Origin of the sequence: Microbacterium ginsengiterrae, from assembly GCF_014205075.1 — a bacterium.
Lineage (GTDB): Bacteria > Actinomycetota > Actinomycetes > Actinomycetales > Microbacteriaceae > Microbacterium > Microbacterium ginsengiterrae.
Genome location: NZ_JACHMU010000001.1, coordinates 645,736 through 659,700 on the forward strand (window position 1 = coordinate 645,736; position 13,965 = coordinate 659,700).

Annotated in this window: 15 protein-coding genes; all 15 read right to left on the minus strand. The window is 66.3% G+C overall.

Annotation, left to right across the window (positions count from 1 at the left end):
- Positions 1-2: 2 nt before the first annotated feature.
- On the minus strand, positions 3-662 hold the full coding sequence (gene rplC, locus HD600_RS03300) for a 50S ribosomal protein L3 (protein ID WP_144792563.1): 660 nt from the start codon (positions 660-662) through the stop codon (positions 3-5).
- A gap of 8 nt (positions 663-670) precedes the next feature.
- Entirely contained in the window at positions 671-979 is a 309-nt protein-coding gene (gene rpsJ, locus HD600_RS03305; RefSeq protein ID WP_085018734.1) for a 30S ribosomal protein S10, read from the minus strand.
- A 437-nt stretch (positions 980-1,416) separates the two neighbouring features.
- Entirely contained in the window at positions 1,417-1,629 is a 213-nt protein-coding gene (locus HD600_RS03310; protein ID WP_144792566.1) for a hypothetical protein, read from the minus strand.
- A 144-nt stretch (positions 1,630-1,773) separates the two neighbouring features.
- Complete coding sequence (gene tuf, locus HD600_RS03315) at positions 1,774-2,964, minus strand: elongation factor Tu (RefSeq protein ID WP_144792569.1); 1,191 nt, start codon at positions 2,962-2,964, stop codon at positions 1,774-1,776.
- 177 nt (positions 2,965-3,141) lie between these two features.
- Complete coding sequence (gene fusA / locus HD600_RS03320) at positions 3,142-5,256, minus strand: elongation factor G (protein ID WP_144792572.1); 2,115 nt, start codon at positions 5,254-5,256, stop codon at positions 3,142-3,144.
- 85 nt (positions 5,257-5,341) lie between these two features.
- On the minus strand, positions 5,342-5,812 hold the full coding sequence (rpsG, locus tag HD600_RS03325) for a 30S ribosomal protein S7 (RefSeq protein ID WP_017201608.1): 471 nt from the start codon (positions 5,810-5,812) through the stop codon (positions 5,342-5,344).
- 5 nt (positions 5,813-5,817) lie between these two features.
- A complete protein-coding gene (rpsL, locus tag HD600_RS03330; RefSeq protein WP_017201609.1) occupies positions 5,818-6,186 on the minus strand; it encodes a 30S ribosomal protein S12 in 369 nt (122 codons plus the stop codon).
- Positions 6,187-6,408: 222 nt separating this feature from the next.
- Positions 6,409-7,056 (minus strand): spermidine/putrescine ABC transporter substrate-binding protein, encoded by a 648-nt coding sequence (locus HD600_RS03335; RefSeq protein ID WP_184281496.1) that lies wholly within the window; start codon positions 7,054-7,056, stop codon positions 6,409-6,411.
- Between the two features lie 53 nt (positions 7,057-7,109).
- Positions 7,110-7,607, minus strand: coding sequence for a hypothetical protein (locus tag HD600_RS03340; protein WP_206705674.1), 498 nt, complete (start codon positions 7,605-7,607; stop codon positions 7,110-7,112).
- Positions 7,608-7,616: 9 nt separating this feature from the next.
- Positions 7,617-8,627, minus strand: a complete 1,011-nt coding sequence (locus HD600_RS03345) for an ABC transporter (protein ID WP_184281497.1) — start codon at positions 8,625-8,627, stop codon at positions 7,617-7,619.
- Positions 8,628-8,716: 89 nt separating this feature from the next.
- Positions 8,717-8,887 carry a hypothetical protein gene (locus HD600_RS03350; protein ID WP_184281499.1) on the minus strand — a complete coding sequence of 57 codons (171 nt, stop codon included), beginning with the start codon at positions 8,885-8,887 and terminating at the stop codon, positions 8,717-8,719.
- A gap of 68 nt (positions 8,888-8,955) precedes the next feature.
- Positions 8,956-9,378 (minus strand): hypothetical protein, encoded by a 423-nt coding sequence (locus HD600_RS03355; RefSeq protein ID WP_184281501.1) that lies wholly within the window; start codon positions 9,376-9,378, stop codon positions 8,956-8,958.
- Between the two features lie 43 nt (positions 9,379-9,421).
- Positions 9,422-11,314 carry a glycoside hydrolase family 13 protein gene (locus HD600_RS03360; protein WP_184281503.1) on the minus strand — a complete coding sequence of 631 codons (1,893 nt, stop codon included), beginning with the start codon at positions 11,312-11,314 and terminating at the stop codon, positions 9,422-9,424.
- Positions 11,315-11,344: 30 nt separating this feature from the next.
- Positions 11,345-12,280: a sugar ABC transporter permease gene (locus HD600_RS03365; RefSeq protein ID WP_184281505.1), complete on the minus strand. Its 936-nt coding sequence runs from the start codon at positions 12,278-12,280 to the stop codon at positions 11,345-11,347.
- Position 12,281: 1 nt separating this feature from the next.
- On the minus strand, positions 12,282-13,904 hold the full coding sequence (locus HD600_RS03370) for an ABC transporter permease subunit (protein ID WP_184281506.1): 1,623 nt from the start codon (positions 13,902-13,904) through the stop codon (positions 12,282-12,284).
- Between the last annotated feature and the right edge of the window lie 61 nt (positions 13,905-13,965).

Consider the following 13,965-nt stretch of genomic DNA (forward strand, 5'->3'; position numbering starts at 1 on the left):
GACTAGGCCCCCTTCACTGCGTTGCGGACGTAGACGACGCGGCCACGAGCACCGGGGACGGCGCCCTTGACGAGCAGCAGACCCTTCTCGGCGTCGATGCCGTGCACCGTCAGGTTGAGGACGGTCACGCGCTCGCCACCCATACGGCCGGCCATGCGCATGCCCTTGAATACGCGGCTCGGGGTCGACGATGCGCCGATCGAACCGGGCTTGCGGTGGTTGCGGTGTGCACCGTGCGATGCCGAGACGCCCTTGAAGTTGTGGCGCTTCATGACACCCGCGGTGCCCTTGCCCTTGCTGGTGCCGACGACGTCGACCAGCTGCCCTGCCTCGAAGAGGCCGTCCACCGTGATCTCCTGACCGAGTGAGTAGTCAGCAGCATCCGCAGTGCGGATCTCGGTGACGTGGCGGCGCGGCGTGACGCCGGCTGCCTCGAAGTGGGCGGTGAGGGGCTTGTTGACCTTGCGGGGGTCGATCTGGCCGGCCGCGATCTGCACGGCGTTGTAGCCGTCCTTCTCGGGGGTACGGACCTGAGTGACCACGTTGGGTGCCAGCTCGATGACGGTGACGGGGACGAGCTTGCCGTCCGCGTTCCACACCTGGGTCATGCCGAGCTTGGTGCCCAGCATTCCCTTGGAAATCTTTGCGTTGATGTCAGCCATGTCGATCCTTACAGCTTGATCTCGATGTTGACGTCGGCCGGGAGGTCGAGACGCATCAGCGAGTCGACGGCCTTGGGCGTCGGGTCGACGATGTCGATCAGACGCTTGTGGGTGCGCATCTCGAAGTGCTCGCGGCTGTCCTTGTACTTGTGGGGCGAACGGATCACTGCGACCACGTTCTTCTCCGTCGGAAGCGGCACGGGGCCGACGACAGTCGCGCCCGCACGGGTCACGGTGTCGACGATCTTGCGCGCCGACGTGTCGATGACCTCATGGTCATACGACTTCAGGCGAATGCGGATCTTCTGTCCCGCCATTGTCTGCTCACTCTCTATAAAGCGTCTTACCGGCCTGGATCGGGTGATCCAGGGGCATTGGACGCACGTCGGCGCTGTTCACGCCAGGCACTCCCCCTCCGTCCGGCTCGTGAGCCGACCGAAGAGCTGCGCACCACTGTTCTTCTGTCATCCCGCGCGCCTTTCAGCGCACGGCAGTACCTCCTGGTGGAGGTGTGGGATTCGTTCTGCTGCCCGCGGCCTAGAACCCTGCATCCTGTTCACGCGAACGGACGCCGTCTATGCACTGCCCTGACAGTGATCCTGCGGCGCGCCGAGCGCACCGCAGGAATGTTGAACTTGTCTATTCTGCCATGCCGGTTTTCACTTACGCAAACCCGGGCGTGTCGCGCCGCGATCCCGAGCGAACACAGCGAAGGCGGCGCATCCCGAGATGCGCCGCCTGAGTGCCGAAACGACTACTCGTTTCCGATCGATTTGTCGGCCTCGTCGCGGATCTGATCGATCTTCTCGGAGGCTCCTGGTGCGATCTTCTTCGCGAAGTCCGCGACACCGTCGAGGACCTTGTCGCTGATGTCCTCGGCCTGCTCGCTCTTGACTGCCTCGGCGATCTTGTCCTTGTTCTGCTCGTACAGGTCCTTGCCCTTGTTCACCACGTCGTCGACACCCATGAGAATCCCTTCGAAGGCCGATGCCGGCGGGACTCCCCCGCGGCCCTCTCATTGTGCATGCGGATACCGCGCCATGGAAGAGGCCGGGGCATACGACAGCGGGGCCGGGCCCGAAGGCCCGACCCCGCTGAGGAGTAAGAGAACTTACTTGACGATCTTCGTGACCGTACCGGCGCCGACGGTGCGTCCACCCTCACGGATGGCGAAGCCGAGGCCCTCCTCCATGGCGATCGGCTGGATCAGCTCGACCGACATGTCGGTGGTGTCGCCGGGCATGACCATCTCGGTGCCCTCGGGCAGCGAGATGACGCCGGTGACGTCGGTGGTGCGGAAGTAGAACTGCGGGCGGTAGTTCGTGTAGAACGGGTTGTGACGGCCACCCTCGTCCTTGGACAGGATGTACGCGGTGCCCTCGAAGTTCGTGTGCGGGGTAACCGAACCCGGCTTCACGACGACCTGGCCGCGCTCGACGTCCTCACGCTTGAGACCGCGAAGCAGCAGACCACAGTTCTCGCCGGCCCATGCCTCGTCGAGCTGCTTGTGGAACATCTCGATACCGGTGACCGTGGTCTTCTGCGTCGGGCGGATGCCGACGATCTCGACCTCGGAGTTGATGGCGAGGGTGCCACGCTCGGCGCGGCCGGTGACGACCGTTCCACGACCGGTGATCGTGAAGACGTCCTCGATCGGCATGAGGAACGGCTTGTCGCGGTCACGCTCCGGGTCCGGAACGCTGTCGTCGACAGCCTGCATGAGCTCGAGGATCGCGTCGACCCACTTCTCTTCGCCCTCGAGCGCCTTCAGCGCCGAGACCTTGACGACAGGAGCGTCCTCGTCGAAGCCCTGGCCTGCGAGCAGCTCGCGGACCTCGAGCTCGACGAGCTCCAGGATCTCCTCGTCGTCGACCATGTCGGACTTGTTCAGCGCGACGAGCAGGTACGGAACGCCGACCTGCTTGGCGAGCAGAACGTGCTCACGGGTCTGAGCCATCGGGCCGTCGGTGGCGGCGACCACGAGGATGGCGCCGTCCATCTGAGCAGCACCGGTGATCATGTTCTTGACGTAGTCAGCGTGACCCGGGGCGTCAACGTGCGCGTAGTGGCGCTTGGGGGTCTCGTACTCGATGTGCGAGATGTTGATCGTGATACCACGCTGACGCTCTTCAGGAGCGGAGTCGATGGTCGCGAAGTCGCGCTGCACGTTGGTGTCAGACGGGTACTTGTCAGCGAGCACCTTGGAGATGGCTGCGGACAGCGTCGTCTTGCCGTGGTCAACGTGACCGATGGTTCCGATGTTAACGTGCGGCTTGGTCCGCTCGAACTTGGCCTTGGCCACTGGGTCCTCCTCAGGACGTTCGTGTAGAGATTGCCGGGCACTGGATTGTGACCGGTTCGCTACGGGGTTTGATTCTCAGTTTAGTAGAGAGTGCTTTGTGAAGTTGTGTGTTGTCCGACCGGACGCCCCTGCCCTTCGACAGGCTCAGGGAGCGGGGCATCCGGCCGGGCTCAGGGCTTACTCGCCCTTGGTCTTCTGGATGATCTCGTCTGCGACGGCCTTGGGGACCTCGGAGTACGAGTCGAACTCCATCGAGTACACCGCGCGACCAGAGGTCTTCGAGCGCAGGTCGCCGATGTAGCCGAACATCTCGGACAGCGGAACCGATGCCCGGACGATCTTGATGCCGGTGGCATCCTCCATCGACTGGATCTGTCCACGACGCGAGTTCAGGTCGCCGATGACGTCGCCCATGTACTCCTCGGGCGTACGCACCTCGACAGCCATCAGCGGCTCGAGCAGCACGGGGTTCGCGCGGCGCGCGGCCTCCTTGAAGCCCATGGATCCTGCGATCTTGAACGCCATCTCCGAGGAGTCGACGTCGTGCGCGGCACCGTCGACGATGGTCGCCTTGACGCCCACCATCGGGTAGCCGGCGAGCACGCCGACGTTCATCGCATCCTGGAAACCAGCATCGATGGAGCCGATGTACTCACGCGGGATACGACCACCGGTGACCGAGTTGACGAATTCGTACGTCTTGTCGGCCGTGACCTCGAGCGGCTCGATGTTGAACTGGATCTTCGCGAACTGTCCAGAACCACCGGTCTGCTTCTTGTGGGTGTAGTCGTGCTTCTCGACGGCCTTCTTGATCGTCTCGCGGTAGGCCACCTGGGGCTTTCCGACGTTCGCCTCGACGCGGAATTCGCGCTTCATGCGGTCGACGAGGATGTCGAGGTGCAGCTCGCCCATGCCCTTGATGGTCGTCTGACCGGTCTCGGGGTTGAGCTCCGTGCGGAAGGTCGGGTCCTCCTCAGCGAGCTTCTGGATCGCGAGACCCAGCTTCTCCTGGTCGGCCTTGGTCTTCGGCTCGATGGCGACCTCGATCACCGGCTCCGGGAACGTCATCGACTCGAGGACGACCGGGGCGGCCGGGTCGGCGAGGGTGTCACCGGTGGTGGTGTCCTTCAGTCCGATGACGGCGTAGATGTTGCCCGCGGTGAGCGAGTCGACCGGGTTCTCCTTGTTGGCGTGCATCTGGAAGATCTTTCCGATGCGCTCCTTCTTGCCCTTGGTCGAGTTGACCACGGCAGAGCCCGAGTCGAGGTGGCCCGAGTACACGCGAACGTAGGTCAGACGACCGAAGAACGGGTGCACGGCGACCTTGAACGCGAGAGCCGAGAACGGGTCGTTGGCGTCGGGACGACGCTCGATGATCTTCTCTTCGTCCTTCGGGTCGTGCGCCTCGATGGCACCGACGTCGAGGGGGTTGGGGAGGTAGTCGACGACTGCATCCAGCATCGGCTGAACGCCGCGGTTCTTGAACGCGGAGCCGCAGAGGACCGGGTAGATCTCGTTCGCGACGACCATCTTGCGGATGGCGCCCTTGATCTCGGCGATCGTGAGCTCTTCGCCGCCGAAGAACTTCTCGAGCAGCGCGTCGTCGGTCTCGGCGACGGTCTCCAGCAGCTGCTGGCGGTACTGCTCGGCCTTGTCCTTGAGGTCGGCGGGGATCTCCTGCACCTCGTAGGAGGCGCCCATCGTCACGTCACCCTTGGAGTCACCGGGCCACACCAGCGCGCGCATCTCGATGAGGTCGACGACGCCGACGAAGTCGTTCTCGGCACCGATCGGGAGCTGCAGCACGAGCGGCTTGGCTCCGAGGCGGTTGATGATCGTGTCGACGGTGAAGTAGAAGTCCGCACCGAGCTTGTCCATCTTGTTGACGAAGCAGATGCGCGGAACGCCGTACTTGTCAGCCTGACGCCACACGGTCTCGGACTGGGGCTCGACGCCCTCCTTGCCGTCGAAGACGGCGACAGCACCGTCGAGGACGCGGAGCGAGCGCTCCACCTCGACCGTGAAGTCCACGTGACCGGGGGTGTCGATGATGTTGATCTGGTTGTTGTTCCAGAAGCAGGTCACGGCGGCAGACGTGATCGTGATGCCGCGCTCCTTCTCCTGCTCCATCCAGTCGGTGGTCGAGGCGCCATCGTGCGTCTCACCCAGCTTGTGGTTCACGCCCGTGTAGAACAGGATGCGCTCGGTGGTGGTGGTCTTGCCGGCATCGATGTGCGCCATGATGCCGATGTTGCGGACCTTGCTCAGGTCGGTGAGCACGTCTTGTGCCACAGGAGTGTCCTTTTCTGTCTAGCAGTGAGACTGCGAAGAGAGTGGGGTGCCCGCCCCGGCGCGACGCCGGGGCGGGCGAGGCTGTTTACCAGCGGTAGTGTGCGAACGCGCGGTTCGACTCGGCCATCTTGTGAGTGTCCTCACGACGCTTGACTGCAGCGCCCAGGCCGTTCGAGGCATCCAGGATCTCGTTCTGGAGGCGCTCGGTCATGGTCTTCTCACGACGACCCTTGGCGTAGCTGACGAGCCAGCGCAGGGCCAGCGTGTTGGCGCGGTGAGGCTTGACCTCGACCGGCACCTGGTAGGTCGAGCCACCGACGCGGCGGCTGCGGACCTCAAGGGTGGGGCGCACGTTGTCGAGCGCCTTCTTGAGGGTGGCGACGGCATCCTGGCCGTTCTTCGCCTCGACGCCGCGGAGGGCGCCGTAGACGATCGACTCGGCCAGCGACTTCTTGCCGTCGACGAGGATCTTGTTCACCAGCGAGGTGACGATCGGCGCGCCGTATACGGGGTCGTTGACGACGGGGCGCTTGGGGGCGGGACCCTTACGAGGCATCTAACTCAACCCTTCTTCGCACCGTAGCGGGAACGAGCCTGCTTACGGTTCTTGACTGCCTGGGTGTCCAGGGCGCCGCGGACGATCTTGTAACGCACACCGGGGAGGTCCTTCACACGACCACCGCGCACGAGCACCAGCGAGTGCTCCTGCAGGTTGTGGCCCTCGCCGGGGATGTAGGCGGTGACCTCGGTGCCGTTGCGGAGCTTCACACGAGCGACCTTGCGCATCGCCGAGTTCGGCTTCTTCGGGGTGGTGGTGTAGACGCGGGTGCAGACCCCGGCCTGCTGGGGGTTCGACTTCAGGGCGGGCGCCTTGGTCTTGGTGACCTTGGGCGAGCGACCCTTGCGAACCAACTGCTGAATGGTTGGCACGTTCTCTCCTCATAATGCTGCACGGTGACAGCGTGATGGGTTTCACATCATGACCCACCGGCACGCCTGATCAGGCGGGCTTTTGGTGTGATGGGTATGCCGTGGGGGCTGACCGGTATGGACCGGAGCCCGTGCGCAGGCACGCCGAGACGTGCACACACCTGACCAAGTGTAGGCCTGCGCGACCCGAGTGGTCAAATGATCGGCGCCGATCGCTCCGGCTCAGGGTGCCTCCGGGTCGAACGGGGAGTCCAGCGCCTGGGTGAGTTCGGCCAGCATCGCTTCGATCTGCGGCTCGACGTATTGCGAGATCGCCGCCTGGACAGCGAGGCGGTGGCTCAGCAGCATCCCGCAGATCTCGCGTCCGACCATGTTGGCGTACTCGTCGGCGAGGGCCACCTCCTGGCGGAGGGCGGCCTTCGCCTCGTCGGACAGCGGCGGCAGAGGTGGCAGCTCCACGGCCGCGTCGTCGGCGAGTCCGGCGATGGTGAAGAGGAAGGGCGCACCGGGGACGGGGTCCGGGTCGAGGGGCATGCCCTCGTACTCCGGGTCGAGGTCCTCGGTCGGACGATAACTCCTGGCCCTGTTGCGCGCGGCCTGCTGGTCGAGCTCCGCCTGCAGCATCGGCAGATTCCTCGCCGTGTACTCGGCCACAGCATGGTCGACGACGGTCTTGATCCGCGTGGACAGCCCGTGCTGGACGCCATGCGGGACGTTCGCGCCGATCCCCACGGCGGAGAGCACCGGGGAACCGAGGCAGCGGCGACACGGAGCGACGCGGCCGCGATGCGTGGCGGGCTCCCAGCGCGGCACCCAGCGCAACCAGGCCTCGACGGCCTGGTCGACCTGAGTCTCCAGTGAGCGCTCCACAGGTCAAGCGTACGGCGATCGACGCGCCGGGTGGAGATTTCGCGGGATCGGGCTCACTCCGCGTCGGGTTCGTCCCGTTCCCACGGCCAGCGCGGCTGGGATGCCCGCGTTCGCCTGAGGGCGACTCCGGCCCATCCCGCGATCGCGGCGGCGACGAGGATGACGACCTCCGCTCCCCCGGTGATGAGCCCGCCCATCACCGCCAGCGGCGTGACGACCTCCCCTGTCTCGAAGAGGACGGTGATCCCGACGGCGAGCAGGTGCGCGAGCGCCGTACCGACGGCGATCGTCCAGACCGATCGGAACCGGGGCTCCGCGACGCGGAGGGCCAGTGAGAGGATGCCGGCGTACACCGCGACCGCCACGATCATCCCGGCGATGCCGGGCGCCTGCCCGAGACCCGGCGTGGAGATGATGTCCGAATCAGTCGCGACGCTGAGTGCGCCGAGGCCGAACAACGACAACGCGAAGAAGCCGACAGCCGTCATCACCGTCGCCAGGACGGCCGAGACCCCCGCCGGCCGTGGGCTGCGGGGGTCTCGGGAGGACATCGGTACGGACTACCTGGAGAGGGAGGGCCCGGCCTCGAGCGTGCGCTCGTACTCGCGCTGGGCCTCTTCGTTCAGTTCGGTCTTGCGTGCGCCGCTGCGGGCGACCCATGCGCCGAACCAGATGGTCAGCTCGCGCCCGAGGACGAACGCCGCGATGGCCAGCGGCGCGAAGAGCTGCTCTCCGATCAACTCGGTCGCCTGCCGGGCCGAGATCAGCCAGAACGGCGCCTCGAAGAGCTGACCGAGGATGTATCCACCGTAGGAGGCGACGCCGACGAGGAGGCCGAAGACCACCCACAGGCCCCAACGCCCACGGTTGATGACAGCGCCCAGCAGCCAGAAGGCGAGGAAGAACACCACGACAGGGACCCAGAAGCCCCACGTCGTCAGGGTCTCGAGGACGCGGTCGACGATGCCGTCTGCTTGCACTTCGCCACGCAGTGCGCTCCACCCGAGCCCGACGGCGAGGTAGAGGATCGCGAACGACAGTGTGGCGAGCAGGCCGATCGCACCGGCGGTGCCGCGGTTGCCGCGCTCACGGGGCGGCTCCGGTGCCTGCACGAAGATGGGCTGCTGCTGGACGGGTGCGGCGACGACCGTCTCCGCGACGAGAGGCTCGGAGGGGACGACCTTCGTCTCGGCGTCGCCTGCTGCCGGAGGCGCGTAGGCGGAGTCGGCGATGCTCGCCTCCGACGTGCGGTCGAAGCGGAACTCGTCGTCGACCGGGAGGGCCGAGGCCTTGGCGTCGCGGACCTCCGCGTCGAACCGGGAGGTGGGCGTCGCATCGACGGGCTCCGAAGCACCGAAGGTGCCGGGGTGGTCGCGCTCGGCCGCTTCGAAGGCGGCGAGGTCGGGGTCGACCGCGTAATGATCGACGGGGGCGTGCTCTGCGGCGGCCGCCGAGCGGTCGGGCACCTCGGCGCGGGCTGCCTCGGCCTCAGCGAGCCCTGCGTTGGCGCTGTCGACGACGTCGTCGACGTCGGACTTGGGCTCGTTCTGGGGGACCTCGGGGTCACTCATGTGGGCGCCTCTCCTCGATATGTGCAGTGCGAGGATATCTCCGGCAGGGCACCGGAAACGGGAGGCGTGCCGTCGTGTCGTGCGACCCGTCAGGGAGCGCCGGAGCCGCCGGGAGCGACGGTGCGCAGCGTGTCGCCGACGAACTGGATCATCACGGGGCCCATCGGCAGCGCGAGCCACAGCAGCGCAGCCACGACAGCTGCGCACATCACGCCGACGATCCAGCTCATCGCGAGGTTCCGCCCGTCAGCACGTGCCATGTCTCAACGCTACGACCGGGGGGTGCGTCTGTCGTGACGGGACACGCGTGATGCAGGTCACGAGATCATCATCTCCGGCGGAGTCGCCACAGCAGCCAGAGTCCGGATGCGGGGATGAGCACGACCTCGAAAAGAACGAGCGAGTTCCAGAGGTCGTACGACGCCGGGATGAGCGGGTTGCGTGCCTGCGCACCATCGGCGGAAGCCTGCGTGATGAGCGAGATGCACACGGCCGCCAGCGCGGCGACGACGAACGGAAGGGTGAGGGCGATGAGCTTCTCCGCGCGCCGCCACAATCCGCTCATGAGCACCATGATCACGCCAGCGCACCAGCCGAGCACCGGCACCACGATGCCCCCGAACGCCAGCGCGAGCGCTGCGGCGATCGCGAATCCACGCGACTCGGCGAGAGGAGGCCTCGTGCGGGTCGACGCGGCCGCCTCGGAAGGCATCTCCGCGGTCACGGCGCTTCTCTCACCGGGTTTCGCCATGCGCACGACTGTACCCGCGGACGGCGTCCGCGTCACCCGATGCTCAGCCGACGACCGGCACCCTCACCCCGGGGAGCGACCACGCGGCGAAGGAGGGACCATCGGCGCTGATGACGATCGATCCGTCTGCCGCCGTTGCCAGGACCGCGTCGCCGTACACCGGGGTGGCATCCCCGGCGCCCGGCAGGGCGCCGGCCGGGATCGCGGCATCCGCACCTCCACGGGTCGCGACGACGAGCATCGTCTCCTCCACGGATTCGCGGACGAAGATCAGCGTCTCCTCGTCGACGTGCATCCAGCGCATTCCGCCGGTGCCGAGCACCGGGTGCTCGCGGCGCAGGTGCACGAGGTCGCGGTACAGCGCGAGGAACGGGGCGACGGATTCGTGGGACTCGCTCCCCCACGGCATCGGGGTGCGCGAGGCCTCACCGTCGGCACCGACCATGCCGAACTCGTCCCCGGCGAAGACCACCGGCAGACCGGGCAGGGTCATCGACAGCCCCGCCGCGACGGGAACAGTGCCCTCAGCGGCGTAGGTCGCGAAGCGTCCGGTGTCATGCGTGTCCAGCGGCTGCATGTTCCCCAGTCGCACCCGCCACGGGATGCCGGCGGTGAAGCGCGTGATGGCTGCGGCGACGTCTTCCGCCGTGTATGCGGGGATGCCGCCGATCGGCTGCCCGAAGAACCACGGCTCGGTGCGGGTCTCCCCCTCGGCGGTCAGCCAGGGTTCCACCTCGTCACCGCGCAGCCAGCCCCACACCGGCCGGGTGAAGGAGGGGTAGGTCATGGCGCCGTGCCATCCGTCGCCCTGCAGGTCGCTGATCGCGTCGTTGGTGGATTCACCGAGCAGCACGGCGTCCGGGTTGATCCGCAGCATGGTCTCGCGCAGGAGGCCGCGCACCTCGGCGTTGAGGTCGACGTCGCCGAGGCGACCGGTCATGTTCGCCACGTCGATGCGCCATCCGTCGGCGTTGTAGGGCGGCTGGAGCCACTTCGCGACGATCGAGTCGTCACCCGTGATGAACCGCTCGCGCAGCGCCGCGGACGACCAGTCGAACTTCGGCAGGGTCGGGGTCCCCAACCATGATTCGTAGGCGGTGTTCGCATCGTCGGTGAAGTAGTAGTAGCTCTCCGTCTGGGCGCCGGGGTTTCCCCGCGCGCTACGGAACCATTCGTGGCGGTCCCCGGAGTGATTGCTCGTGAGATCGCCGATGACGCGGATGCCGCGCGCGTGCGCCTCCTCGATGAGGCGGACGTACGCCTCATCGCCCCCGAGCAGCGGGTCGACGCGGTCGAAGCTCGACGCGTCGTAGCGGTGGTTGGACGCGGCGGGGAAGATCGGCGTGAGGTACAGGACGTTCACGCCGAGCGAGACGAGGTGATCGAGGTGCTCGATGATTCCTGGAAGGTCGCCGCCGTAGAACTGCTGGGACCTCCCGGGGAGCACCGGATCGACGGGGTCGTCCCACTGTGCGGGGATGGCCCATTCGGGCGTCTCGTGCTCGTCCGCCTGCGCGGACCGCGCGAACCGGTCGGGGAACACCTGGTACATGACGCTCTCGTTCAACCAGGCGGGCGGTGCGGGGTGCGCCACGAGGGCGAAGTCCTCCGCATCGAGGGTCTCTCCGCGGTGGAGCCCCGACTGGTTGAGCCACTCGACCGTCCCGTCCTCGTGCAGGAGCACGAAGCGGTATCCGTGGCGGCGGTTGCGCACCGTGACGGGCGCTTCCCACCACTCCCAGCCGTCGGCCTCGCCGATCCTGTGCGCGGTCGTCCACTCCGGCTCATGGTCCGGGTTCGAGCGGGTGCGGACGGCCGCGAGCGGTCCGTACCCGCTCGGCACGCGCAGGCGAACGGTCACGACGTCGCCGAGCTCCGGCGCGGAGTCCGAGACGTGGAGGGCGGAACCGTCGTGGTGCGGGAGGAGGGGGGTCATGTCGTGCTCCTTCGTTCTGTGCGGCATCCGCTACTTGACGCTTCCGGCGGTGAGGCCGCCGACGATGTACTTCTGCAATGCGAGGAAGAGCGCCACGGGGAGGATGGCGGCGAGCACGGCGCCGGCGGCGAACACGCTCCAGTTCTTCGAGAACTCGTCCGCGACGAACTTGTACAGGCCGACGGCGAGGGTCTGCTTGTCCGGGTCGATGAGGATGACGCTGGCGAGGACGAACTCGCTGCAGGTCCCGATGAAGCTCAGCAGGCCCACGACCGCGAGGATCGGAGCCACCAGACGCAGGATGATCGTGAAGAAGATGCGGGCGTGACCTGCCCCGTCGATCTTGGCGGCCTCGTCGATCGATGCGGGGACGGTGTTGAAGAAGCCGTACATGAGGTACGTGTTCGCACCGAGCGCACCACCGAGGTAGACCATGATCAGGCCGATCTGCGAGTTCAGTCCGATCGCAGGGAAGATGTCGCCGATGCGGACCATCAGCAGGAAGATCGCGACCATCGCGAGCATCTGCGGGAACATCTGCACCACCAGCAGTGCCGTGAGGCTGAATCGCCGTCCGGTGAACCGCATGCGCGAGAAGGAGTACGCCGCCAGAGCGCCGAGGATCACTGTGAAGAACGCCGTGATCAGTCCGATGAGCAGGGTGTTCATGAACCAGGCGCCATAGGGGTGCCTGCTGGAACCGAACAGGGAGGCGTAGCTGGAGAAGTCGAAGTTGCTGAACAGCGCGTTCGCGGTGAGCAGGGTTCCGCCGGGGTTCAACGATGCCGAGAAGACATACAGAAGAGGGAAGATCGCGAACACGCCGATGACGACGCCGACGATGTGGCGCCAGCCGGTCTCGCGGAAGTACTTCTTGAACGGGCGACGCGGAGCGGGCGCTGCCTCGCCACGTCGGGATCCGCGCGTCACGATCGCGGTGGTGGATTCGTCCTTGACGGAGGTCATGTCAGTTCAGCTCCTCGAGTGCCTTGGTCCGCCGGAACGCGATGACCGAGATCGTCGCGACGAGGATGAAGATGATGATCGAGAAGGCGCTGGCGAGCCCGTAGTCGGAGCTCGAGCCGACGAAGGCGACCTTGTAGACCATCGTGATCAGGATGTCGGTGGCGCCGACGTTCACGTTCGCGGATGCGTCGCGAGGCCCGCCGCCGGTGAGCATGTAGATGAGGCTGAAGTTGTTGAAGTTGAAGGCGAACGACGAGATCAGCAGCGGGGCGACCGAGACGAACAGGAGCGGCAGCTTGATCGAGCGGAACACCTGCCATGCACCGGCGCCGTCCACCCTGGCCGCCTCCTGGACGTCCTCAGGGATGGCCTGGAGCGCTCCGGTGCAGATGAGGAACATGTAGGGGAAGCCGAGCCACAGATTGACGATGAGGATGCTGATCTTCGCCAGCCACTCGTTCGTCAACCACGGGATGTCCGCTCCGCCGAAGAGCACGACGTTGAGGAAGCCGAACTCCTGGTTCATCATGCCCGCCCAGACGAGAGCGGAGAGGAAGCCGGGGAACGCGTAGGGCAGGATCATCACGATCCGGTAGTACTTCTTCGACTTCATCCGCGGGTCGTTGAACACGATCGCCACGAAGAGCCCGAGCGCGAAACAGGTGAGCACCGACAGGATCGCGAAGGCGAACGTCCAGACGAGAACAGAGAAGAAGGGACCGCGGATGGAATCCTCCGCGAAGGCCCTGACGAAGTTGTCGAAGCCGACGTTGATCTGCCAGCCGGGCCGCAGCTCCGCCCCGTCCTCGGCGGTGAATGCCCCGGTGCCGATGTCGGAGTAGACCACGCCGGTCCTCGTGTCCGTCATCGTCCCCGCCGCCTCGTCGTACACGAGGTTGGAGACGTACACGTACGCCATCGAGCCGTCCGGGGTGCGCAGAGCACCATCGTTCGGGTCGTCGCTGATCGGCACCGACATGTCGCCGATGGCCTTCTGGTTGGCGACGATGTCCGCGAACCCGAGCGTGTTGTACCCGGCGAGGCCGACGGCTTTGCCGCCGTCGATGTCCGCGCCGTCGACGGGCTCGAGCGGACGCTCCTCGCCGCCGAGCAGGACGTCGCCGTCGGGTTCGGTGACGAGGAAGGAGTATTCGCCGAGCTGCTCGACGATCGTCAGGGCGTAGGCAGGGGAATCAGGGACGCGCTCCTGCGCGGACAGCATGAGCGCGTTGACCGCACTGCCCTTGTCGCTGTTGTGGCCCGTGCCGTAGTTCGTGAAGGCGACGTACCCGGTGTACAGCGCCGCGAACACCTGGAAGACGAACAGGAAGATGAGCCCGGGGACGAGGTACTTCGCCGGCAGGTTGCCTCGGCTGAAGTACACCCAGTTGGCGAAGCCGGTCACGAGCAGCACGATCGCTGCAGGGACGAGTTGGTCGCTGCGCCAGAGCACGAAGATCGCGTAGACCGCGAGGGCATCGATGAGACCGAGGGCGATCACCTTGAACAGCATCAGCTTCCAGCCGATGCCCGCGTGATCGGCGATGTTCGCCGCGCGCTTGCGGTTGCGGCGTCGGTCGGCGGACAGCTCCGTGTCGCGATCTTCTGTCGTTGGCGTCGTCATCGATTACCTCTGCTGGTCTGCGAGCGGGCGGACGAGGGCGGCATCCGAGACGGATGCCGCC